Source organism: Leptospira koniambonensis (genome assembly GCF_004769555.1).
Classification (GTDB): Bacteria; Spirochaetota; Leptospiria; order Leptospirales; family Leptospiraceae; genus Leptospira_B; species Leptospira_B koniambonensis.
The window spans coordinates 291,984-312,364 of record NZ_RQFY01000001.1 but is presented as its reverse complement, the minus strand read 5'-3'; the positions used below and the strand labels follow the sequence as shown (position 1 = coordinate 312,364).

General features: G+C 38.8%; 21 protein-coding genes. 15 read left to right on the top strand and 6 right to left on the bottom strand.

From position 1 onward, the window contains the following. Position 1 precedes the first annotated feature (1 nt). From creC to EHQ52_RS01460, 7 genes are all read left to right on the top strand, one after another. A complete protein-coding gene (gene creC / locus EHQ52_RS01490) occupies positions 2–1,429 on the top strand; it encodes a two-component system sensor histidine kinase CreC (RefSeq protein WP_135613523.1) in 1,428 nt (475 codons plus the stop codon). Between the two features lie 82 nt (positions 1,430–1,511). Next, positions 1,512–2,846 carry a cell envelope integrity protein CreD gene (creD, locus tag EHQ52_RS01485; RefSeq protein WP_135613522.1) on the top strand — a complete coding sequence of 445 codons (1,335 nt, stop codon included), beginning with the start codon at positions 1,512–1,514 and terminating at the stop codon, positions 2,844–2,846. A gap of 67 nt (positions 2,847–2,913) precedes the next feature. Then, the gene (locus EHQ52_RS01480) at positions 2,914–3,624 is read left to right on the top strand and encodes a DUF1361 domain-containing protein (protein ID WP_135613521.1); all 711 of its coding nucleotides are present in this window, start codon (positions 2,914–2,916) and stop codon (positions 3,622–3,624) included. Positions 3,625–4,026: 402 nt separating this feature from the next. Next, complete coding sequence (locus EHQ52_RS01475) at positions 4,027–4,872, top strand: flagellin N-terminal helical domain-containing protein (RefSeq protein WP_008591598.1); 846 nt, start codon at positions 4,027–4,029, stop codon at positions 4,870–4,872. A gap of 455 nt (positions 4,873–5,327) precedes the next feature. Then, positions 5,328–6,176, top strand: coding sequence for a flagellin N-terminal helical domain-containing protein (locus EHQ52_RS01470; protein ID WP_008590488.1), 849 nt, complete (start codon positions 5,328–5,330; stop codon positions 6,174–6,176). 153 nt (positions 6,177–6,329) lie between these two features. Next, positions 6,330–6,650 carry an ArsR/SmtB family transcription factor gene (locus tag EHQ52_RS01465; RefSeq protein WP_135613520.1) on the top strand — a complete coding sequence of 107 codons (321 nt, stop codon included), beginning with the start codon at positions 6,330–6,332 and terminating at the stop codon, positions 6,648–6,650. A 2-nt stretch (positions 6,651–6,652) separates the two neighbouring features. Continuing rightward, positions 6,653–7,204, top strand: coding sequence for an SRPBCC family protein (locus EHQ52_RS01460; RefSeq protein WP_135613519.1), 552 nt, complete (start codon positions 6,653–6,655; stop codon positions 7,202–7,204). A gap of 65 nt (positions 7,205–7,269) precedes the next feature. On the opposite strand, the gene EHQ52_RS01455 is transcribed toward EHQ52_RS01460, so the two are convergent. After that, positions 7,270–8,517, bottom strand: coding sequence for a lipoprotein LipL46 (locus tag EHQ52_RS01455; RefSeq protein WP_135613518.1), 1,248 nt, complete (start codon positions 8,515–8,517; stop codon positions 7,270–7,272). Positions 8,518–8,583: 66 nt separating this feature from the next. Here EHQ52_RS01455 and EHQ52_RS01450 point away from each other — a divergent pair, with 66 nt between their 5' ends. From EHQ52_RS01450 to EHQ52_RS01425, 6 genes are all read left to right on the top strand, one after another. Next, the gene (locus EHQ52_RS01450) at positions 8,584–9,843 is read left to right on the top strand and encodes an exo-beta-N-acetylmuramidase NamZ family protein (RefSeq protein WP_135613517.1); all 1,260 of its coding nucleotides are present in this window, start codon (positions 8,584–8,586) and stop codon (positions 9,841–9,843) included. A 31-nt stretch (positions 9,844–9,874) separates the two neighbouring features. Then, on the top strand, positions 9,875–10,477 hold the full coding sequence (locus EHQ52_RS01445) for an LIC_11883 family protein (protein ID WP_135613516.1): 603 nt from the start codon (positions 9,875–9,877) through the stop codon (positions 10,475–10,477). Further along, the gene (locus EHQ52_RS01440) at positions 10,474–11,328 is read left to right on the top strand and encodes a DUF2797 domain-containing protein (RefSeq protein WP_135613515.1); all 855 of its coding nucleotides are present in this window, start codon (positions 10,474–10,476) and stop codon (positions 11,326–11,328) included. The genes EHQ52_RS01445 and EHQ52_RS01440 overlap by 4 nt, the downstream gene beginning before the upstream one ends. A gap of 8 nt (positions 11,329–11,336) precedes the next feature. After that, positions 11,337–12,200 carry a M48 family metalloprotease gene (locus EHQ52_RS01435; protein WP_135613514.1) on the top strand — a complete coding sequence of 288 codons (864 nt, stop codon included), beginning with the start codon at positions 11,337–11,339 and terminating at the stop codon, positions 12,198–12,200. A 100-nt stretch (positions 12,201–12,300) separates the two neighbouring features. Beyond that, positions 12,301–13,494 carry a DUF2157 domain-containing protein gene (locus EHQ52_RS01430; protein ID WP_135613513.1) on the top strand — a complete coding sequence of 398 codons (1,194 nt, stop codon included), beginning with the start codon at positions 12,301–12,303 and terminating at the stop codon, positions 13,492–13,494. Beyond that, positions 13,491–14,051: a GDYXXLXY domain-containing protein gene (locus EHQ52_RS01425; protein WP_135613512.1), complete on the top strand. Its 561-nt coding sequence runs from the start codon at positions 13,491–13,493 to the stop codon at positions 14,049–14,051. The genes EHQ52_RS01430 and EHQ52_RS01425 overlap by 4 nt, the downstream gene beginning before the upstream one ends. Here the strand turns inward: EHQ52_RS01425 and EHQ52_RS01420 are convergent. The 5 genes from EHQ52_RS01420 to EHQ52_RS01400 all read right to left on the bottom strand — a co-directional run bounded on the left by EHQ52_RS01420 (position 14,023) and on the right by EHQ52_RS01400 (position 18,720). After that, the gene (locus EHQ52_RS01420) at positions 14,023–14,901 is read right to left on the bottom strand and encodes an NAD(P)-dependent oxidoreductase (protein ID WP_135613511.1); all 879 of its coding nucleotides are present in this window, start codon (positions 14,899–14,901) and stop codon (positions 14,023–14,025) included. The genes EHQ52_RS01425 and EHQ52_RS01420 overlap by 29 nt on opposite strands. A 45-nt stretch (positions 14,902–14,946) precedes the next feature. Continuing rightward, the gene (mce, locus tag EHQ52_RS01415; protein ID WP_135613510.1) at positions 14,947–15,696 is read right to left on the bottom strand and encodes a mammalian cell entry protein Mce; all 750 of its coding nucleotides are present in this window, start codon (positions 15,694–15,696) and stop codon (positions 14,947–14,949) included. A gap of 68 nt (positions 15,697–15,764) precedes the next feature. Beyond that, on the bottom strand, positions 15,765–16,532 hold the full coding sequence (locus tag EHQ52_RS01410; RefSeq protein ID WP_135613509.1) for an ABC transporter ATP-binding protein: 768 nt from the start codon (positions 16,530–16,532) through the stop codon (positions 15,765–15,767). A 2-nt stretch (positions 16,533–16,534) separates the two neighbouring features. After that, a complete protein-coding gene (locus EHQ52_RS01405) occupies positions 16,535–17,314 on the bottom strand; it encodes an MlaE family ABC transporter permease (RefSeq protein WP_135613508.1) in 780 nt (259 codons plus the stop codon). Positions 17,315–17,319: 5 nt separating this feature from the next. Beyond that, complete coding sequence (locus EHQ52_RS01400) at positions 17,320–18,720, bottom strand: hypothetical protein (protein ID WP_135613507.1); 1,401 nt, start codon at positions 18,718–18,720, stop codon at positions 17,320–17,322. A gap of 38 nt (positions 18,721–18,758) precedes the next feature. Between EHQ52_RS01400 and EHQ52_RS01395 the strand changes: the two genes are divergently transcribed. Continuing rightward, positions 18,759–19,814 (top strand): D-alanine--D-alanine ligase, encoded by a 1,056-nt coding sequence (locus EHQ52_RS01395; RefSeq protein WP_135613506.1) that lies wholly within the window; start codon positions 18,759–18,761, stop codon positions 19,812–19,814. 233 nt (positions 19,815–20,047) lie between these two features. Further along, the gene (locus EHQ52_RS01390; RefSeq protein ID WP_135613505.1) at positions 20,048–20,275 is read left to right on the top strand and encodes a hypothetical protein; all 228 of its coding nucleotides are present in this window, start codon (positions 20,048–20,050) and stop codon (positions 20,273–20,275) included. Positions 20,276–20,381: the final 106 nt, after the last annotated feature.

The window sequence follows — 20,381 nt, the reverse complement described above, 5'->3', positions numbered from 1 at the left end:
TTTGGATACGGATCATCATCGGTTTTTTTTTGCGTTCTCGATCGGTTTCTACTATTTAGTCGATAAGATCGAAGAATCTATTCGCCCTCGTTACATGGAAACTGTGGAAGAATCCATGAACGATACTGTGCATGTACTCGCTTCTCTCATTGAACAAGAACTTTTAAAACATCCTGAGGCTAGCTTTGAATCTAATATTAATAAAGTATTAGGAGGCCCATTCAAAAAGGCTAAAGAGAAAAATTTTAATGCAAAGATCTATAATCATACCAAACGAAAGATTGATCTAGAATTTTATGTAACCGATGCGAAAGGGATTGTACTTTATGATTCTGCCGAAAAAAGAGTGGGAGAAGATTATTTCAGATACAACGACGTTTTCCTTACCTTAAAGGGAAAATATGGAGTTAGATCTAGTAAACTAGGAGCTTCAGATACAGAAAGTGCAATATTCATTGCAGCACCTATCTACTTTAAAGGAAAAATAACTGGCGTTCTTACTATAATAAAACCTAAGGGAAGTATTTTACCTTTTATTGATTTTGCTAAGGAGAAGTTTTACAAGATAAGTCTTTTTGTTGCAGTCTTTATCTCTCTCGTTTTCTGTATCGCAGTTTACTTCATCTTCTCTCCAATTCGAAAATTATCCGCTTATGTTTCTTCCTTACGTTCCAAAAAAAGACCAAGCCTACCTAAGATAGGAGTTCCCGAAATTAGAGAATTGGGAGAGCAGATGGATCAGCTCGTACGTGAGATTGCGGGAAAAGAATATGTAGAGAATTATATACAGGTTTTGACTCACGAGATAAAAAGCCCTTTATCTTCTATTCTTGCTTCTGTGGAATTATTATCTGAGGATCCGAAAAGGCTAAAACCCCTTTTGCAAAATGTCCAATTAGAAAGTAAAAGGATACAAACAGTAATCGAAAAACTATTAGAGCTAAGTGCTTTGGAGAATGTATCCACTCTGGAGTTACAAACCGGATTGAACATGAAGGAACTTGTCCAAGAAGTTCTGGATTCTTTGACTCCGGAAGCAGATAGGAAAAAGATAAAGTTGAACTTGTCCGGACCAGATGTTTTTATAGATGGAAATCGTTTCTTTTTAATTACAACATTTCGAAATCTTTTACAAAATGCTTTAGATTTTTCTTATGCAAATGCTGATATCAGTATCAATACCGGACTTTTAGAAAACAAAGAATGGTTTATGGAGATCAGGAATGAGGGGCCGAATATTCCTGATTACGCCCTAGAAAGGATTTTTGAAAGATTTTACTCTTTGCCTAGACCTGATACCGGCAGAAAAAGTTCTGGTTTAGGTCTAACATTCGTTCGAGAAGTAGCTGATTTACATTCAGGACGGGTAGAAATAAACAATTGGGAGAAGGGAGTGATTTCACTTTTTTTCCTGCCAATCAGGTCGTAAGCCCGGTTCCTCACATAATCCACACAATTCACTCATAATCAAATCACTCAGATAGCAGATACTTTCTGGCAAGGAGTGATAGATGAGCAAATTAAAAACCTCTATAGGTGTTAGAGTATTTATTCTAGGTGGGATGTTGTTCGGATTCGTGATCCCTTTGTTTATGATGGGATCCCTTGTAAGTGAAAGACAGGATAGATCTAGAGAAGCCGTACAAGAGATGAATTCCAAATGGGGTGCAAGCCAAGTAATTGCAGGACCATTTTTGGTAATCCCATACAAATTAGAAAAAACTAAAAAGACTGTCCAAGACGAGGAAGAAGTAGATAGCGAAAGTGGAGAAGTTTTTATTCTGCCAGAGAATCTAACCGTTGATTCCAATTTGAAGGCAGAAAAAAGAAAAAGGTCCATTTACGAAACTGTACTATTTTCTGGAGATTTTAAGATGGAAGGGTCTTTTAAATCTCCTTCTATTACTGATTTTCCAGCTCGGACCAAAACCATTTTATGGTCTCAGGCAAGAGTAATTCTATCTGTTTCTGATCCAAAAGGAATAGGTAAGGATGTAAAATTCAATGTGGCTGGAAATGAAACTTCATTGCAGCCAGGATCTTCTTCTTATCTTTTCCCAGCAGGACTTCATACCAAACTAAATCCTAAGGAAGGGAATGGTAATATCTCCTTTTCATTAAATATTCCTTTAAAAGGATCTGATTCTATTTATGTGGCTCCTGTCGGAAAGAGTAGTTCTATTAAAATGCACTCAGACTGGAAAGATCCGTCCTTCGAGGGTTCGATCCTTCCAAGCGAAAGATCCGTATCTGAAAAAGGATTTAACGCCGCCTGGGAATCTTCTTATTTTGCAAGAAATTACCCGCAAGTGATCCAGGACATGACCGGTTCTTATACGGAATCTATTATAAATTCTGCATATGGAGTTCGTTTTATTATTCCTGCCGATCATTATTTGAAATCCGAAAGATCTTTGAAGTATGCGATCTTGTTTTTGATGGCAAGTTTTGCTTTATTTTTCCTTTTGGAAATTTTCGGGGGAAAAACCTTACATCCTCTTCAGTATTTAATGATCGGAGCGGCGATGCTGGTATTCTATGTTTTGAATCTTTCTCTTTCGGAACATATTGGATTTAATTTAGCTTATATATGCGCATCCGTTTCTGTATCTGGATTGATATCTTATTACGCTACGTCCGTGTTAAAAGATAAAAAAAGGGGGTATCTGGCAGGAGGGTATTTTACGATTCTTTATACCTTCTTATATGTGATCCTTGCCTCGGAAGAGAATGCATTACTTTTAGGCTCTTTAGCAGTATTTTTTGCCTTAGCTGGACTTATGCATCTCACTCGAAACATAGATTGGTATTCTTTCGGAACGAAAGAGGATCAAATACCAGCTTAATACTTTTATTTTCTTTCAGGGATGATTTAGATCTTCCCTGAAAGAATTTTTGCCAGGTTAAATTATTATGAAATTAATCAGTAAAATTCCTTTTATCCAACAATTGTTTGTATTTTCTTTAAGTTGTTTTGTTAGCGTATTTTTAGTTGCGATGCGTATCTCAGTTTCCAGAGAGAAAAGTTTCTCTTTTTTAGTTTGGAATTTATTTTTAGCAATAGTTCCCTTAGTTATCTCATATTTCATCTACGCATATTATGAATTTAGAAATCGCAGAATAGGTTTATTCTTTTTTATTTTATTAGGGCTTTGGTTATTATTTTTTCCTAATGCTCCTTATATTGTTACAGATTTCGTCCATTTAAGGCTCAGGAATTCGATTCCAATCTGGTTTGATATACTGATGATCTTTTCTTTTTCCTGGTGTGGATTATTTTCAGGTTTTATATCTTTGAGAATGATACAATTAGTTTTGAATGATAAGACCAATCATTGGTTTGGCTGGGCTTTTGTTGTTTTAATTTCTCCAATCACAATCTTGGGAGTTTGTATTGGTAGATTTTATAGATGGAATTCCTGGGACCTAATTGCAAATCCTCAGTCTCTTTTTTTAGATTCTTGGGGCTTTCTGAATATTGTATATGGTAATTGGAAATTATTTTTAGTGATCGGATTCTTATCCTGTGGAATGTTTCTCGCTTATCTTCTCGCATTATCATTGGGAGGAATGAGTTTAAATTCTAATTCTGTCAGAGGATCATTACAGGGGAGGGGCTTTTAATTTCAGGGAAGGGTTAGATTAGGAAGATTTGTTACGAATTCGGAAACTTCTTCTAAAAATAAAAAAAATGCTTATGGAAATTTCCGGTTTTCTCGAAACTTTAGATGAGCCCAAAAAAGGAAAATTTTTTAGAAAATTTCTCCAAATCTATTTCCTTCCTTTCTTTAAAAATCGCTAAAAATCATCAAAAAATAGCTAAAATTAGCGAAAATCTTCATTTTCGTCAAAATTAATCTAGGCCATGTGCTTCACCGAAGATATATCTGAAGGAAACCCTGAATTTCTAGGTTTATCCCAGATCTCAGCCTTCATTTAAACATATAGAAAAAAGACCAAAACCAAACCAGCACAGATCCCGGCACGGACGCCGGGCTCATGATCTCAGTTTCAAGGAGGAAACAAATGATCATTAACCATAACTTAGCCGCGATTAACTCCCACCGCGTTCTGAAGTTCCAGAACAACGAAGTGGCGAAAAACATGGAGGCACTTTCTTCCGGTATGCGTATCAACCGCGCCGGTGATGATGCATCCGGTCTAGCCGTTTCCGAGAAAATGAGAACTCAGGTGAAAGGACTTCGCCAAGCGGAGAGAAACACTGAGGACGGCATGTCCCTGATCCAAACAACTGAAGGATATCTGCAGGAAACTAATGATATCATCCAGAGGGTCCGTGTACTTGCTATCCAATCTTCCAACGGAATCTACGGTGCAGAAGACCGTCAGATGATCCAAGTAGAAGTTTCTCAGCTTATAGACGAAATTGATCGCATTTCCTCCCAAGCAGAGTTCAACAAGATGGCATTGCTCCAAGGCGATTTCGCTCGTGGATCAAGAACTGCTTCTATGTGGTTCCACATCGGACCGAACCAGCACCAGAGGGAACGTGTCTATATCGCAACTATGACCGCTAAGGCTCTGAACTTAATCAAGTCTGACGGAACACTTTTGACTCTTTCTACTGCGGAACTTTCAAACGAAGCAATCGGCTTTCTTGACGATGCTTTAATGAAAATCAACAAACAAAGAGCAAATCTTGGAGCTTACTATAACCGTTTAGAGCATGCATCTAAAGGCCTAATGGTAGCTTACGAGAACATCCAAGCTTCAGAGTCGAGAATCAGGGACGCGGATATGGCAGAGGAAACTGTTGCATTCACTAAGAACCAAATTTTGGTTCAATCAGGAACTGCAATGTTAGCGCAAGCTAACGTAAGACCTCAGTCTGTCCTCCAGTTACTTAGGTAATTAGGACTTTCCGGCAGCGGGAGCAGTGATGCTCCCGCACCGGGAACTTTTCTGTAAAACTCCGAAGCCGCGTTAGCGGCTATCGTTGTCTACAGACCCTAATCGCCGTCGCAAGCTCCGGCTCTTGAAGCCTGCTTTGCGGACTATAACGAAAAGGTACAGGAAAAACGTCGGGTCTAATCTTCTTCTTTCCCCAATTTTTTTCCGGTTCCTTTTCCAAGGAGGAATTCCGAAGAAACCGAACCGGGTTAGTAATAACCTAAAGCTTATTGTACTTTTGTAAGGTCGCATAACGTAGTTTTGCGTTCTTATGGTTGATTGAAAATATCCTAGATCTCCTCGGGAGAAAATGACCTGTCGGGTGGTCCGACCGGGTCCATCCCGGAGCACCGGACAGGTCATGTCCGATCGGAGGATAGGGAGATCCTCCGGAAACTCTCTACAAGGAGTGTAGGATGATTATCAATCACAACCTGAGTGCGGTGAATTCTCACCGCTCTCTGAAGTTCAACGAGCTAGCTGTGGATAAAACCATGAAAGCTTTGTCGTCCGGCATGCGGATCAATTCTGCCGGTGATGATGCTTCGGGTTTGGCTGTCTCCGAAAAACTCAGAACGCAGATCAACGGGCTGAGGCAAGCGGAGAGAAATACGGAAGATGGGATGAGTTTCATCCAGACTGCAGAAGGATTCCTTCAACAGTCTTCGGATATCATCCAAAGAATCCGGGTTTTGGCTATCCAAACCTCGAACGGGATCTACAGCCCCGAAGACAGACAATTGGTTCAGGTGGAAGTTTCCGCCCTTGTCGACGAAGTGGATCGTATTGCTTCTCAAGCTGAGTTCAATAGATTCAAATTGTTCGAGGGAGACTTCGCTAGAGGTTCGAAAAGAGCTTCTATGTGGTTCCATATGGGACCGAACCAGAACCAAAGGGAAAGGTTCTTCATTGGAACTATGACTTCCCGAGCTTTAAAGCTTACCAAGGCAGATGGTAGACCGATTGCGGTTTCTTCTCCTGGGGAAGCGAATGAAGTGATCGGCTTAGCCGATGCTGCGCTCGGAAAGATCATGAAGCAGAGGGCGGATATGGGAGCTTATTTTAATAGGCTGGAACATTCCGCAAAAGGTCTCATGGCAGCGTATGAAAATATGCAGGCATCTGAGTCCAGAATTCGTGACGCTGATATGGCGGAGGAGATGGTTGCTCTAACTACAAAACAAATACTCGTGCAGAGTGGTACGGCGATGTTAGTGCAAGCAAACCTAAAACCGAATTCGGTCCTCAAACTTCTACAAATGTAGTTTTCGGGAACAGGCGCCACCGGATGAAAACTCCGGTGGCTTTTTTTATTTCTATCGTCAAAATCAATTTTTACTAAACATTCCTGCTTATAATTTTCTAAAATTTTATATTTAAGCATTGACTTAATTAAGTTAATACTTAAATATATGTTCATGCAAGCTTTAGATGCAATTGCGGATCCAACCAGACGCAAAATTTTAGAACTACTATTCAATGGTGAAATGGGTGCAGGAGAAATCGCGGGACATTTTGATATAAGCTCCGCTGCGATATCTCAGCACCTTAAGGTTTTGAAAGAATGTAATCTGATCCAAGTGAGAGTGGATGGACAAAGGAGGATCCATTCCTTGGATTATAAAGGTTGGAAAGAGATCCAAGACTGGATTGATAGAGCAAAAACTTTCTGGGAAGGAAGACTTGATCTTCTGGAAAAAGAATTAAGAGCGAATAAAATAAAAAAAGGGAGAAGATAGTGATGAAAGATCTATCTGTGAACAAAACGTATGGAACCTTCACTTCGGATTCCGAAGTTCGTTTCCAAAGATTATTACCTGGGCCGATTGAAACCGTTTGGGAATATTTAACTGATTCTGAAAAAAGAGGCACCTGGCTTGCTTCCGGAACTATGGAGTTGAAGGTAGGTGGGAAAGTAGAATTAAACTTTTTGCATTCTTCTCTTTCTGATGAGAAAGTTTATCCGGAAAGATTTAAGGAAATGGAAAACGGTATCAACGGAGTAGAAACGATTACTGCAATCGATGCTCCTCATTTTTTAAGTTTTACTTGGCATCCTAATTCTGAAGTTAGTTTTGAACTAGAAGAAAAGGGAGAAGATGTTCTTCTTACATTAAGACATTATAAACTTGTGGATGAATTTGGTAAACTTATGGTTTCGAGCGGCTGGCATACACATTTGGATATTCTTGTTTCTAAACTTTATAAAGAATCAGTTCCTAAGTTTTGGCAGACATTCACTCATCATGAAAGTATTTATCATGAGACCCTAAAAAGTATCGCTAAGAAGTGATCTTAAAATAAAAAAAGCCGACGTCAAAACCGCCGGCTTTCCTTTAGAATCGATTGATAAACCGATTATTTATTAGGAGAGAACTCCAAAGTAACCACGCCTCTTGCAGCAGACTTAACATTCATTTTCTTAGTAGCTAAGAAAGTAAATCCTCTGTCTTTTTTATAGACTAACTCGTCCATAAACAATGCGTCTTTTCCTGGGTAGGTAACTTCCCACTCTGAACCGCTTACGTTGCTTGCTCTAACATTGATGTCTTTTGCAGCAGTTAATTCTGCTAGATCATCTTTGAACTTAGTGGATTCGTCTGCATCCAATCCAGTAAACTTAAGAATGATTGTATTATTCTCAGTGAGATTGAACCATTCTTCTTTTAGTTGTTTGTTTACTTTTTTGGTAACACTTTCAGCCCAAGCAGCAATCGCTTTTTCACGAGATACTTTCTGCGTAATATCCGCAGCTCGACCGTCTCCTGTGCCGGTATCGACGATTTTTCCGTCTCCCCAAAGCAGGATCACTTTATAAGATCCGGTCGCAGCAGTATTGAATAAAGGCCTATCCAATGTTTTTCCACCGATCGCAGTTACAGGGGCTTGGTCTTCAGTTTCTACTGAACCAACTACTAGAACTTCTGCTCCGGAAGCTTGAGCCTGGATTAAAATCGCAGCTCCTGCATCTAAAGAATTTACTGCATCAGCATTCAAACCAGAAGGTTTAACAGTTTTAGAAGCAGTTCCTGGATCTACGATCTTGTTTCCTGCTTTTTTGAGTCCTTTGATGATCTCAGCTTCTGCAATATTACCATTGCTTAAAGGAGCAACTGGAGCTCCTCCAACTTTAGAAGGAACTAAAACTACAATTCTTGGATTTCCTACATCAGCAAGTAAACCCTCTACAGCAGTGGAAAGTTTAGATTCTTCGATAGTACAACGAACTGTAAGTTTTAAAATAGGTTGAGTATCTATTTTACCTTGGTCTTCCGAAACGATATCGTATGATTTTACGAATGCATCGGTCTTGGAAAGTAGGCTAGAGCCTAAACTTTCTCCGTCGGAAGCTTGGCTTTTATTGGAAATTTCTTCACCAACAACTTTACGTACCGCATTAACTTTTGCGTCTTTGATCGCTCTTTGTTTTGCGTTCGCTATATCTCCGTTATAAATCGGAGCTTCTCCGATTACGGTGATGGTATTTCCTTCTCTAGTGAATTCTTCTTTTTTCTTGCGTCGGGATCCGTCACCCGTTGCGCATGCAAAAGCGAAACCTAAAATCAGTGTGAGAGCGGTTATCCGCAGGATGGGCAGCTTTGCCATATCGCTTCCTTTTTCTCCTTGATGTATTGAATTCTGTCTATTTACTGAACAAATAAGGTATCTTACATGCGGTTCAAAGAAAGAAACAAAAAAAACCTAACTTTACTCATTTTTTTTCTGACAATTTCCTCAGGCTCCTGCGTAGAAGCGTCATCCAGAAGTCATATTTCTAAATCAAAAATTATCCCTGCCGAAGTTTCCTTTTACGAACAAGTACTTCCAAGTCTTGCTGGTAAATCCGTTGTGCTTGTTACAAATCCATCTGGTATTGGAAGACATCCAGAAAAGATCTTAAAAGAATTTAAGGATAAAAAAGTTAAGATCAAACATTTGATCGGACTCGAACATGGATTTTTAGGATTGGAAGAAGACTTTAGCAAATCTCCAGTTACAATGGATGAGACTTTTCAACTTCCTATCTATCATATTTATAAAGTTAAAAACTCAGAGATCCCTGCAATACTCAAAGGTGCAGACGCAGTAGTGTTTGATGTAGTCGATATGGGAATGCGTTGTTATACTTATGTAAGTGTTCTCAAACGTTTGATGGATAATTTACCTGATCCAAATACCAAGTTTATTCTTTTAGATCATCCAAATCCTGCATTATATTTAGGTGCAAGGGGAGAAGGTATACAGAAGAAGTTTTTAAATTTCGCAGGTGAATTTCCTTCTTTATTTTTCACAGGTATGACTCTGGGAGAAGCCGCTGCATTCTATAATGGAGAATATCTGGGTGGAAAAGTGAAACTGGATATTATCTCACCAGAAAACTTTAAAAGAGGATTTGATTGGGAAAGAGAAGGGATCCCTTGGTCCACACCTTCTCCAAATCTTCCTATGTTAGATTCTGCAAGAAATTATCTAGGTTTAGTATTATTAGAAGGAGTTAATGTTTCTGTAGGAAGAGGGACACAAGCTCCATTTGTATATTTCGGCGCTCCTTGGATGAATGAACCTGAAGATATTATCCCAGAATTGAATGAGGACAGCAAAGGTGATTATTATTACCAAAGTGTATTCTTTAAACCTACATTCGGTCCTTTTAAGGGAGAAATTTGCAGGGGCCTGCGTCTAACAGTTGTAAATCGTAAATATGACCCGATCAGAATGGCATATAACCTGACTTCCATTATGAAAAAAAAATATAAAGATTTCAAATGGAGACAATATGCGGACGGATCCCATAATATAGATTTTCTTTGGGGAACCGAAAAATTCAGAGAATCAGTAGATGCTGGTAAAACGTACGAAGAATTTAAAGCTACATATGCAGAATCTGAATCTTCTACAAATAGACTGATCCAAAAATATCTGATCTACTAATGTTTTATAAACTAATTTCGAAAGATATATTATGAGAACCAGATTCGTTATTATACTCGCCCTTTGTTTTTCATTCTCCATTTTCGCTGAAAATGAAAACGGAGAATGGAAAGAATACGGCTTAAAAGAAGTTTTAGGCCGTTTGAAATTTTACGCATTCGCAAAGATTGCCCAAAGTGTTCGAACTGGAGCTTCGTTCGACCAAGAAATCTATGTAAAAGAAACTGCATGTAACCAGGATTTCCCTAAACTGGAAGGAAATTTCCATTGTTCGCTACTTAAGACTTCTACATTCGAAGATAAATTGGCAGAAAACTCTGAACCTACAACTCCTAATGCTGCGTCTTCTACCAATGGTTTGACCCCAAGTAAAACAATCCCTCCGGTTCCTGTAAAAGCAAAATGGTACGAAGGAAGAACACTCGCGGGAAAAGGAGTTCTTTCTCTTCCCGGAAAAGAAGGCCAGAGCGATCTGAAATTATTCTATCATACTGATGGAAAGCTAAGTCATTATTCTTATGAAGATAAAATAGTGGTTTTTGACTGGAAAGGTCATGAATTAAGTACTATCTTAATCGTAAAAGTGGATTCTTTGTTAAGACCACTTGGTGGTAAGGAATACTATTTTCCATGAAGGAACTCTCTGCCGGTTTTTTAAGAATGATGGATCACGAAGGTATCGACCCAGTTGAATATATCTGGGTAGTAGCTTCTTATCCATCTTCAGAATCCGGAAAACAAGAGGCCAGGCTTGTTCCTGCAAATTTTAAGATCGGAAGTCTTGTAGGTAAAAAGGTAAAACTTGAATTTACCGGAAAGATCCGTTGTGTAAACTGCGGAAAAGTTACGAGTAAAAGTTTTAATCAGGGAAGTTGTTTCAACTGTTTCCAAACATTAGCGGAAAATGATCTATGTATTCTTCGTCCAGAGACCTGCCATTTTCATTTAGGAACTTGCAGGGAGCCCGAATGGGGAGAAGGTTACTGCTTTCAAAAACATACTGTTTATCTTGCAAATACGAGCGGGCTCAAGGTTGGGATCACTCGTGAAAAACCTGTATCCAATCGTTGGGTGGACCAAGGCGCTCAAGAAGCGATTCCACTATTAGAAGTTTCTTCCAGACGAGATGCAGGACTCATTGAAAAACAATTTACCTCTATTATAGATGATAAAACCAAATGGCAGAAGATGGTAACTGAAGATTCAGTTCCATTTGACCTAATCTCCAAAAAGAAAGAACTACTTGAAGTTTTAGATTCCTGGGACCTAGGAGTTCCATATACTGAATCCGATGAACAAAAAATTACAAAATTAAGCTATCCTATTTCAGCATATCCTGAAAAATCCAAATCTTTCTCCCCGGATAAGGGGATGGAAATAAATTCCAAATTACTTGGCATCAAAGGACAATATCTTTTGTTCGAGGATGTGGTCATTAATATCCGCGCCTACGGCGGTTACGAAATCCGTTTATACTCGGAGTGAGTTGTTCCATGAATAAAAATTCTATTCGCAAATATTTCCTGGTCCTATTTTTACTTTTTAGTCTCCAAAACTGTGGATGGATGGTAGATTTTGTTTTCCCTTTGGACGTGGATCGATTTTTAGGAGAACAATTTTATAAGGCTGCAGTAACCGGAGATGCTCACGGTAAAGTTTATAAAGATAAATCTTTAGAAAAATACCTGCAATCAATTGTGGACCGGATCTTAAAATCCAAATCCATCAAATACAAAGACGAATTCAAATATAAGGTAACCATAATAGATGATGATAAAGTCATCAATGCGATATGCGCACCTGGCGGATATATTTTCGTATATACTGGACTTCTTCAGTTTGTGAATAATGAGGCAACTCTTGCCGGTATTCTTTCTCATGAGATCGCTCATGCGGAGAGAAGGCATTCTACAAAACAATTATCCACAAATATTACTTTATACTTCTCCATATATTTTGCTCTCTCATTTGTGCTTGGTCCGGATTTGGCACAGCATGCGGCGGAAATTGCAGGGCTTTCTACAAATCTATTGGGACTTGCAAATTCTCGTTCTATGGAAGAAGAAGCAGATGAATACGGCTTCGATTATATGAGGTCGACTCCTTATTATCCTGGAGCGATCGCTGATTTTTTCCGGGATATCCAAAAGGAGAAGAAAGGAGATCCTGAACTCGCGGGTGCTGATATTCCTTTAGAAAAATATTTGAGCACACACCCTCTGGACGAGGACAGAATTTCAGCTAACGAAAAAAGGCTGAAAGACGCTAAGATCGGTCCACCGACTGCGAAGTCTTATTTTAAAGAAAGATACCGTAGTAATGTAAGGAAATCTTTGGGAAGCAAAGAAGAAGACTGAGTTTAGTTTGCCAGATAATTGCGTAGCTGGCTAGTTCTCGCAGTAATTTATAGAAAGAAAGATTGACTGAATTGTATTCAATTCAGATAACTTTCGCGTTATGAATTGGAAGAAAAAATTAAAAACTTGGGTGGATGGCGGACTCATAAGCCAGGCTCAGTCTGAGTCCATTCTTAAGTTCGAAGATTCTAAAAAAATTCCTTATGTATTCTATTCCTTTTTAGCATTAGGGATTGTAGTTATTGGACTCGGAGTCATCGCAATGGTGGCTGCTAACTGGGATAAGATCCATTATTCAGTAAAATTATTCAGCAGTTTTACAATACTTTCAGGGATAGGAATAACAATCCTATATTCTCAAAGTAAAGATATTTGGAATGATACAATCCGTTACCTTTTAGTTTTGCTTCTTTGTGTATTATTTTTTGCGAATATTGGTCTGATTTCCCAAGTTTATCATACTCAGGGGAAATTATACCAGGGGTTGCTTCTTTGGTCAGGGATTACGATTTTACTTGTGATCATGTATCCGGGTAGAGTACTGCAACATCTTTGGATCGCAGTATTTAGTTCTTCTTTCTTAAGTTGGATAGACAATCATCCTGATATCGGCTGGAAGGAAAGAAGTCATTATTTTTCTCTCTTCTTCTTTGTGGCTTCTTGGGTATTTGCAGGAATTGCTATTTTTACAGAAAAAAGATTGGAAACTAAAGAGAGTAAAACCTCTATTCTGGTGAATCCGTTTTTACTTTGGGCTTTCGGTTTCTTTTTAACCTCTTCTATTTGGGGAAGTTTTGAGACTCATGATATACCGAACTTGGATGCAGATCCTGAATTTGCCAGAAGATACGATCTTCCTTTCGCTTGGTATTGGCCTTTATTGATTCCAATTCTACTCGTTGCAGTTTCTCAAATTTTTAGAAATCGTTTTTCTCGCAGAAAGATTATCTTACTTTCTATTTCAGGGATTTTCTTAGGATTCCTAAATTATCCTCAGACCTTCCATTGGTATGGAAAATTTCCAGCTATGATCTTTTTCTTTCTAGCTTGGATACCATTTACTTTTTTATTTTTCGCATCCAGAAGATGGTTTGATTTGTCTCTTTTGATTTTAGGTGTGCGATTTGTATCTGTCTATCTGGAAGTATTCGGAAGTTTACTTGCTACAGGAATTGGACTGATAGTATCAGGAGCATTTATTTTAGGTTTTAGTATCCTAGTCTTTAAGATGAGAGAAAGGATTAGAGATGCTGCCAATCAACTCTTTCAAGAAGAAGAGGAGTTAGGAATATGAAGAAGTTTAATATTTCAATTCTTGCGGTATTTTTACCAATTATCGTTCTGGCATCCGTTGCATTAGAAAGAGAATTCGATCTTAGGAATGGAAAAATTCTGATCCTTCCAATTACAGGATATGATCCTAGAGATTTACTTTCAGGACAATATCTCAGATTTCAGATAGATCGTAAATATTCGGATGATATTTGCCAAAAGGGAGATTACGTTTCTTCCTCGTTAGAGTCTGCAACAGCAACCGCGGACGGAAGTAAGTTAACTAAAAAAGAAACCTGTGTTTGTTTTGACTCCAGAGAACCTTCTGAATATGAAATACGTTTTTACTCTGATTGTAACGAACTCAAAAACGATACAACTTGTTGGAATTACGTCAAGGGAGAATGTAATTACGGAAACTTTAATTACCCTTTCCGCAAATACTTTATCCCGGAAGAAGGCGCTCAAAAATTAGAAGAAAAACTTCGAGAGCCGGGCGCCAAAATCCAGCTGAGAATAGATAAAAACGGAAACGGTCTCATCGAAAAGATCATTTGGCCGGAGGTATCTGCGCCGTAACCTCGTTTAGGCTGCAATAATCCTTCTCACCAAAACCCGCGTCTATACCGGCGCGGTAGATCTCATCTAATCCGGAGCAAAGCGGAAGTTTTGTCCCGGATTCTTTTCCTAAAGAGAGCGCATGTTTAAGATCCTTATACATATTCTTTAAAGCAAAATGTGTTTCGTAATTTCCTGAGAATACAAATGGAAACTTAAACTCTGAAATTCCAGACTTAGCAGCAGATTGTTCTAAAATAGATTTCAGGATAGAGGGATCTATACCTTGGCTTTTTGCCAAAGAAAAACCTTCCATATAAACTTGGAAGATCCCAGCTTGCACCATATTAAGAGCGATTTTTGCTTTCTGTCCATCTCCCACTTCTCCGCAATAAATAGTGTTCTTACCGCAGATCTCAAATATAAAAGAGATCTCTTGGATCTCATTTTGTGATTTTGCTCCTACCATAAATAGGATCTGTCCATCTCTGGCCGCATTTTTGGAACCAGTCATAGGTGCGTCTAAGAAAATAATATTCTGTTTTTGGAATGTAGTATTTAGTTTTGATGTTAGGGAAGGGGAGGTTGTGCCAACATCTATCACAAACTTTGCCTTTGTTTCTAAAAGTCCTGAGGAAAATACTGACTCTTCTACCACATTGTCTTCTGTAAGACAAAGTATTATAATTTCAGAATCTTTTACAGTTTCTTGGATATTTCCGTGGATGGAAATATTTGCTGATTTTAGATCCCGGATCTTTTCTGGATTACGAGCATATAATTGAAGAGAATGACCTTCTTTAGAGAGATTATTTGCGATCCCTCTACCCATAATTCCTGTACCGATGATTGCGATTTTACGAGAAGACATAGGGAAAGTCTCCCGTATAGAACCTGATTTGGCAAGAAAAAGGTTTTAGAAAGAGCTAAGTGCTGCGCGGATAAAGCTTGTGACTGGGGCTTGTTCCCTTGTATCTTCCAGACCTTCTCTAAGCTCTCTCAGAACGATCTGTGCGTCCGTTAAAACAGTATTCACATTTGTATGAAGATCATCTCTATTGATAAGCCTACCTAAGGTCCCATCTCCGGTATTGATCTTAGTAGTGATATCAGCTACGTTAGAGAAAGTTTTACGAATATCTCCTCTGTTTTCCGCGATGAGTTCCGAAAGAGATACGAGTGGATCTTGCAATACTCTTCCCTTTAAGGAAGAAGCTCCGGATTTATAATCCACAACCTGGAAGGTCCTAGGTGTACCTTTCCCTTCTTCTGTGGATTCAGAAGTTCCTGGGTCTATGGAAATCACTCTACCGGAAAGCAAACTTTCGTTACGTATTGCAATATCATAATTTTCATACAAACGTACAGGTTCTTTTAGAAGAATGGTAACTTCTACCCTGGTAGCGACTCCTACTTCTCCCGCAGGAAGTACAGCTCCGTTCTCATCTATCTGGATGAGTCGAATATTGGAAACATAACCAAATGGAACACCTTGTACGGTGACCTTGTTTCCAACCTTGATCCCTTCTGAGTTTTTGAAATTGATTTTTAGGAATTCTCCCCGTTTTTGGACGGGTCCACCTTCAGTCATAACGGTAAAATAACCTACTACGACCAAGGCGACTGAAAAGATAGCACCTACTAAAAGATAACGAAAGGATTTCATTTAGGATCCAAAACTCTTATTATATATATCGGACTTTTTATCCAGAATATTCTCTTAGGACCCAGGTTTCAATTCTTAGTTTCCAGAATCATTGGTCCCTTTGTATGCCCATTGATAAACTGACGGATGAATTCGTTTGGAGAATTCTGCACTTCTTCCGGAGTTCCAGTAAATAAGACCTGTCCCCCATAAAAAAATGAAATGCGGTCGGCTATCATATACGCGCTGGACATATCATGTGTGACCACAACTTGGGCAGCACCAGTTTCTTTTTTGATACGAATAATCAGTTCGTTGATCACGTTTGACATAACAGGATCTAGACCAGAGGTGGGCTCGTCATATAAAATGATTTCTGGATTGGCGGCGATCGCTCTTGCGAGTCCCGCTCTCTTCTTCATACCACCTGAGATATCGTTCGGAAAATTATCTTTCGCGACTGTCATATCCACTAACCTGAGTTTTTCGGCGACGATACGTTGGATATCCTCTTCTGGATATAATTTATGCTCTCTTAAAGGAAGTGCAACGTTATCAAAAACAGTCATCCAGTTGATGAGTGCTCCTGACTGGAATAAAACTCCCATTTTAGAACGGATCCTTTCCCTTTCCGGAATTTCTACACCTGAGATTTTTTCTCCGAAGATCTTACATTCTCCAGCATCCGGATCGAGTAGGCCTGTGATATGTTTTAGTGTGACTGATTTTCCAGTTCCGGAAGGTCCAAGCACGACCATTGTTTCTCCCTTTTTTACTTGGAGATTCATTCCTTTCAGGATCTTTCTTTGTCCAAAAGCCTTGTGTAGATTGATAAGTTCTATTGCGTATTCTTCCATGACTATTGCCTGTAAAAGATCGCCGTGATCACATAACCAAAAAAGATAACCATCAAGAAAGAAGTCACAACTGATTCTCTTGTGGCTCTACCCACACCTATGGCTCCACCTGAAGTTCGGAGACCATGAGAACAAGATATTGCAGAAATGATAAGACCGAATACATAACCTTTGAATAAACCCGTATAAAGATCTTTTAGACCTGGAATTGAAGTGATCCTTTCATTCACGTCCTGGAAATATACTATATATTCAATTCCCAATTGGAAATGTCCTACGATCGCTCCACCTAAAATTCCTAATATACTGGAATATACACAAAGCACAGGAACCATTAAAGAAAAACCTAATACTCTCGGAAATACAAGAAATCTGACTGGATCAATTGACATCACTTCGAGAGCATCTATTTCTTCAGAAACTTTCATGGTCCCGATCTCAGCAGCGATCGCAGAACCAATTGATGCTGCTAAGATAAGCGCAGTCATAAAAGGGGACATCTCTCGGGTGAGAGTGATTGTAAGAAGAAGTCCGATCTGTCCTTCTGCCCCGAAATCTTTTAGACCAAGTCCTGTGTTTAGGGTAAGAAGCATTCCTGTAAAAACAGCAACCACCGATACCACAAACAAACTTCCTACACCTGCGATAAACATTTGATCTAAAATTTCTTTCCGTTTTTCAACGGTGAATCTTAGGTTTAAGAAGGTCTCTGCAATTAGTACAATCGTATAACCTGCAGAGTAAAGAGTATCATTCGTTTTTTCTTTAAGGGATTCCAACATTTCGATTAGAGCCTAATCCACCAAAAAATCTGCACCGTAGTCTTATTCTTAGTTTTTTCTAATCCGAATAGACCGTATAAAAATTGATAAGAAGTTTTTTCCGGAGTTGAACTGTATTCCACGAGCAAAGGCACATGGATATGCAATTCTTCTTCGTTCCATCTCTGGGTATAAAATCTCATTAAAAAAGAGAGTCTTTTTTCTCCATTAGATAATTTTTGATACTCGACGATGGACCAAATTGGATCCCAGATCCTTTCCACAAGTTCTGATTTTATAGGAAATAAAGAAAGGAAATTCCAAGTCAGGTTGCCCTCTCTGTCTTCATGCCAACGAAAGAGCGGCCATAGTTTATAATAATTATCTTCTCTTCCCCACTGAACGTAAGTCCTGTTTGTTCTCCACCAAAATGGAATGAAATAAGTTTCAGAAGATTTAAGATGATGGCTGTCTGTGCTCAAGCGAAAATAGAATGGAGTGAAAAATCGGGTTTCCTTGTACGCAAATCTATAATAACCGTAAAAAGGAAATAGGATTAATTTTCTGTAATCCTCGTCATCGTTCTGGCCATATTGGAAAAGGAAAAACAGAACATTCAGATCTTTTTCATGCGTCCTTTTATCGTACCCATAAGAAAACAAAGAACCTAAAACAGGAAGCCAAAGAAAAGCTCTTGCTTTCATATTTCCAAATTCAGAATCCTTAGCAAGGTAGAAGGGCCAAAACATTTTATAAGTGAATGGTTCTCTCTTGTCTTCATTGATACTTCCCCATTGAATAAATGGCCAAAGAACAGAATAACGTTCGTATTTTCCTTTATGGATCTTATGAGAATAAAAAGGAAAGATCCGTAAATCATTTCTGACTTCTGAACCTCCCCACATGACGAGAGGCCATAAGATCCCGTGGGCATTATAATTCTTGTACTTCCAATTAGAATAAAGAGGGAAGAGTGTAAAGTTCAGTTCGGAATAACTTGCTTTACCTCGCAATCTTCCGAACAAAGGAAAAAATCCTAAATAAGACTCTCTAGCAGTTTCTCCTTTTCCCCAGATCAGAAATGGAGAAAGAGTGTCCTCGTCCCAACCAATATCATCATGGTAGGTTTCTGTTCCACTAACAAAGAATAGAAAACTCCAGACCCTCCAATAATCAGTCTTTTCAGAATAGTAAATCGGAAATAAGAAAGTATCGTATCTATAATTGGATTTGGTTTCTTTATAAGTGGAGAAGAATGGTCTGAAGATATGTTCTTCTTCTCCCAATCTTTTTTCAGATTGGTATAAGAACCAAAATTGTTTGTAATCGGAAGGATAAGGAGAAACCGGTTTGAAAGGGTATTCTGAAAATAGACTTTCCGTACAAACTAGGAAGAAAAGGATCAGTACTAGATTCTTATTTATCATTCTTCCCAGGAAATCCTAAGCAACAGGGGATTAGATCATTGAAAATTGCAGTTTTATTCGGCGGAACTTCCACAGAACACGAAATTTCCCTGCGCACAGGCACTTTCATAAGTAAAACTTTGTCTTCCATGGGACATTCGGTCAAACCCATTCTGATTTCCAGAGACGGCAGATGGGTGATCCCTAAAGAGTATCGACCCGAGTTTCCGGAAGGAAATTCCAAAAATCCAGAAGAGTATTTAAAAGAATTCGAAGAACTTCATTCTACTGTAGCCGGAGCATTTTCCTCATTAGATTGTGATATAGCATTTTTAGGGTTACATGGAACCAGCGGTGAAGACGGATCTGTCCAAGGATTCTTAAAAGTTCTTGGAATTCCATTCACTGGTTCAGACGTAAAAGCATCTGCGCTTGCAATGGACAAGATCAGAGCAAATCGATTATTCCAACTTGCTGGAATGTCAGTTGCTCCATTTTGGGAATTGAAGAAAAAAGAATATTCTGAAAATCCGACTTCGGTCGAAAACTCAGCTTTAGAATATCCACTTTTTCTAAAACCGGTAGAAGGCGGTTCTAGTTTTCATACATTCAGGATAGAAGGACCGGAAGATCTTCGTAAAAGATTACCTGAATTCTTTGATGCAGAGGAACATGCGATCTTGCAGAAATTCTTAAAAGGAACGGAAGTTTCCTGCGGAGTTTGGGAAAAGAAAGAAGATACCAAAAGAATTTTAGAAGCACTTCCTCCTACTGAAATCATTCCAGGTGGTGAATTTTTCGACGTAGAATCCAAATACAAACCTGGACTTTCTCAAGAGATTACTCCTGCTCGTTTACCAGAAAAAATTATCTCCAAGATCCAGGAACAATCCATCCTAGCTCATAAAACTTTAGGATGCGAAGGTTACTCTAGAACAGATTTTATAGTCGTGGGAGAAATTCCATTCGTTCTCGAAACAAATACGTTACCCGGAATGACGGAAACTAGTCTGATCCCTCAACAAGCAAAAGCTGCAGGAATTCCAATCCAAACATTGTACCAGTCTTTGATCGACCAGGCATTAGAAAGAGCAGGGAAGATCGCTGTCGGCTAGTTCGCGCGGAGAACACAGAGTTCACGGAGAGATTTTTTGTGTGTGCGATGTAGGAACTCTAACACCCCACTTTATACTCGCATGTAGGAACCCCAACATCGCAATTTCTTTCCGATCTCTGCGGCTTCGCGTCTCTGCGTGAGAAAATCTCTGTGTTCTCTGCGAACTCCGTGCGAAAATCTTTCAGATTTCTGACTTGATTTTGGATACATTTTGATGTATAAATTTAAATAATGAATATCCTTCCTAAAATAACGATAGGTGAGATTCAAAGTATGCAAATCGAAGAGCAGATCGATGCTCTTTCCACTATATGGGATCAAATTGCCTTAAAAAATCCTGCGATTCACGTTTCTAAAGAAGATAAGCAGTTATTGGATGAAAGATTTGCTAGTGAACAAAATACAGTCGGAATATCTTGGACAGAGCTTAAAAATCGGATCTTACATTCTAAAAAGTGACAAATTTAGAAGTCAGAATTAAGCCTAGCGCTGAAGAAGATATTTTTCATTCTGTAAACTATTATACGCGGTCTTGCACCAAAGTAGGGAATTTCAAAAGTTGTTA

Coding starts and splice junctions, on each gene's coding strand:
- EHQ52_RS01410 (WP_135613509.1), bottom strand. CDS start 16,532: ATGGAAGAATACGCAATAGAACTTATCAATCTACACAAGGCTTTTGGA.
- EHQ52_RS01435 (WP_135613514.1), top strand. CDS start 11,337: ATGAATAAAAATTCTATTCGCAAATATTTCCTGGTCCTATTTTTACTT.
- EHQ52_RS01450 (WP_135613517.1), top strand. CDS start 8,584: ATGCGGTTCAAAGAAAGAAACAAAAAAAACCTAACTTTACTCATTTTT.
- EHQ52_RS01440 (WP_135613515.1), top strand. CDS start 10,474: ATGAAGGAACTCTCTGCCGGTTTTTTAAGAATGATGGATCACGAAGGT.
- EHQ52_RS01445 (WP_135613516.1), top strand. CDS start 9,875: ATGAGAACCAGATTCGTTATTATACTCGCCCTTTGTTTTTCATTCTCC.
- mce (WP_135613510.1), bottom strand. CDS start 15,696: ATGAAATCCTTTCGTTATCTTTTAGTAGGTGCTATCTTTTCAGTCGCC.
- EHQ52_RS01470 (WP_008590488.1), top strand. CDS start 5,328: ATGATTATCAATCACAACCTGAGTGCGGTGAATTCTCACCGCTCTCTG.
- EHQ52_RS01430 (WP_135613513.1), top strand. CDS start 12,301: ATGAATTGGAAGAAAAAATTAAAAACTTGGGTGGATGGCGGACTCATA.
- EHQ52_RS01390 (WP_135613505.1), top strand. CDS start 20,048: ATGAATATCCTTCCTAAAATAACGATAGGTGAGATTCAAAGTATGCAA.
- EHQ52_RS01465 (WP_135613520.1), top strand. CDS start 6,330: ATGCAAGCTTTAGATGCAATTGCGGATCCAACCAGACGCAAAATTTTA.
- EHQ52_RS01400 (WP_135613507.1), bottom strand. CDS start 18,720: ATGATAAATAAGAATCTAGTACTGATCCTTTTCTTCCTAGTTTGTACG.
- EHQ52_RS01455 (WP_135613518.1), bottom strand. CDS start 8,517: ATGGCAAAGCTGCCCATCCTGCGGATAACCGCTCTCACACTGATTTTA.
- EHQ52_RS01405 (WP_135613508.1), bottom strand. CDS start 17,314: ATGTTGGAATCCCTTAAAGAAAAAACGAATGATACTCTTTACTCTGCA.
- creD (WP_135613522.1), top strand. CDS start 1,512: ATGAGCAAATTAAAAACCTCTATAGGTGTTAGAGTATTTATTCTAGGT.
- EHQ52_RS01420 (WP_135613511.1), bottom strand. CDS start 14,901: ATGTCTTCTCGTAAAATCGCAATCATCGGTACAGGAATTATGGGTAGA.
- EHQ52_RS01480 (WP_135613521.1), top strand. CDS start 2,914: ATGAAATTAATCAGTAAAATTCCTTTTATCCAACAATTGTTTGTATTT.
- EHQ52_RS01460 (WP_135613519.1), top strand. CDS start 6,653: ATGAAAGATCTATCTGTGAACAAAACGTATGGAACCTTCACTTCGGAT.
- EHQ52_RS01425 (WP_135613512.1), top strand. CDS start 13,491: ATGAAGAAGTTTAATATTTCAATTCTTGCGGTATTTTTACCAATTATC.
- EHQ52_RS01475 (WP_008591598.1), top strand. CDS start 4,027: ATGATCATTAACCATAACTTAGCCGCGATTAACTCCCACCGCGTTCTG.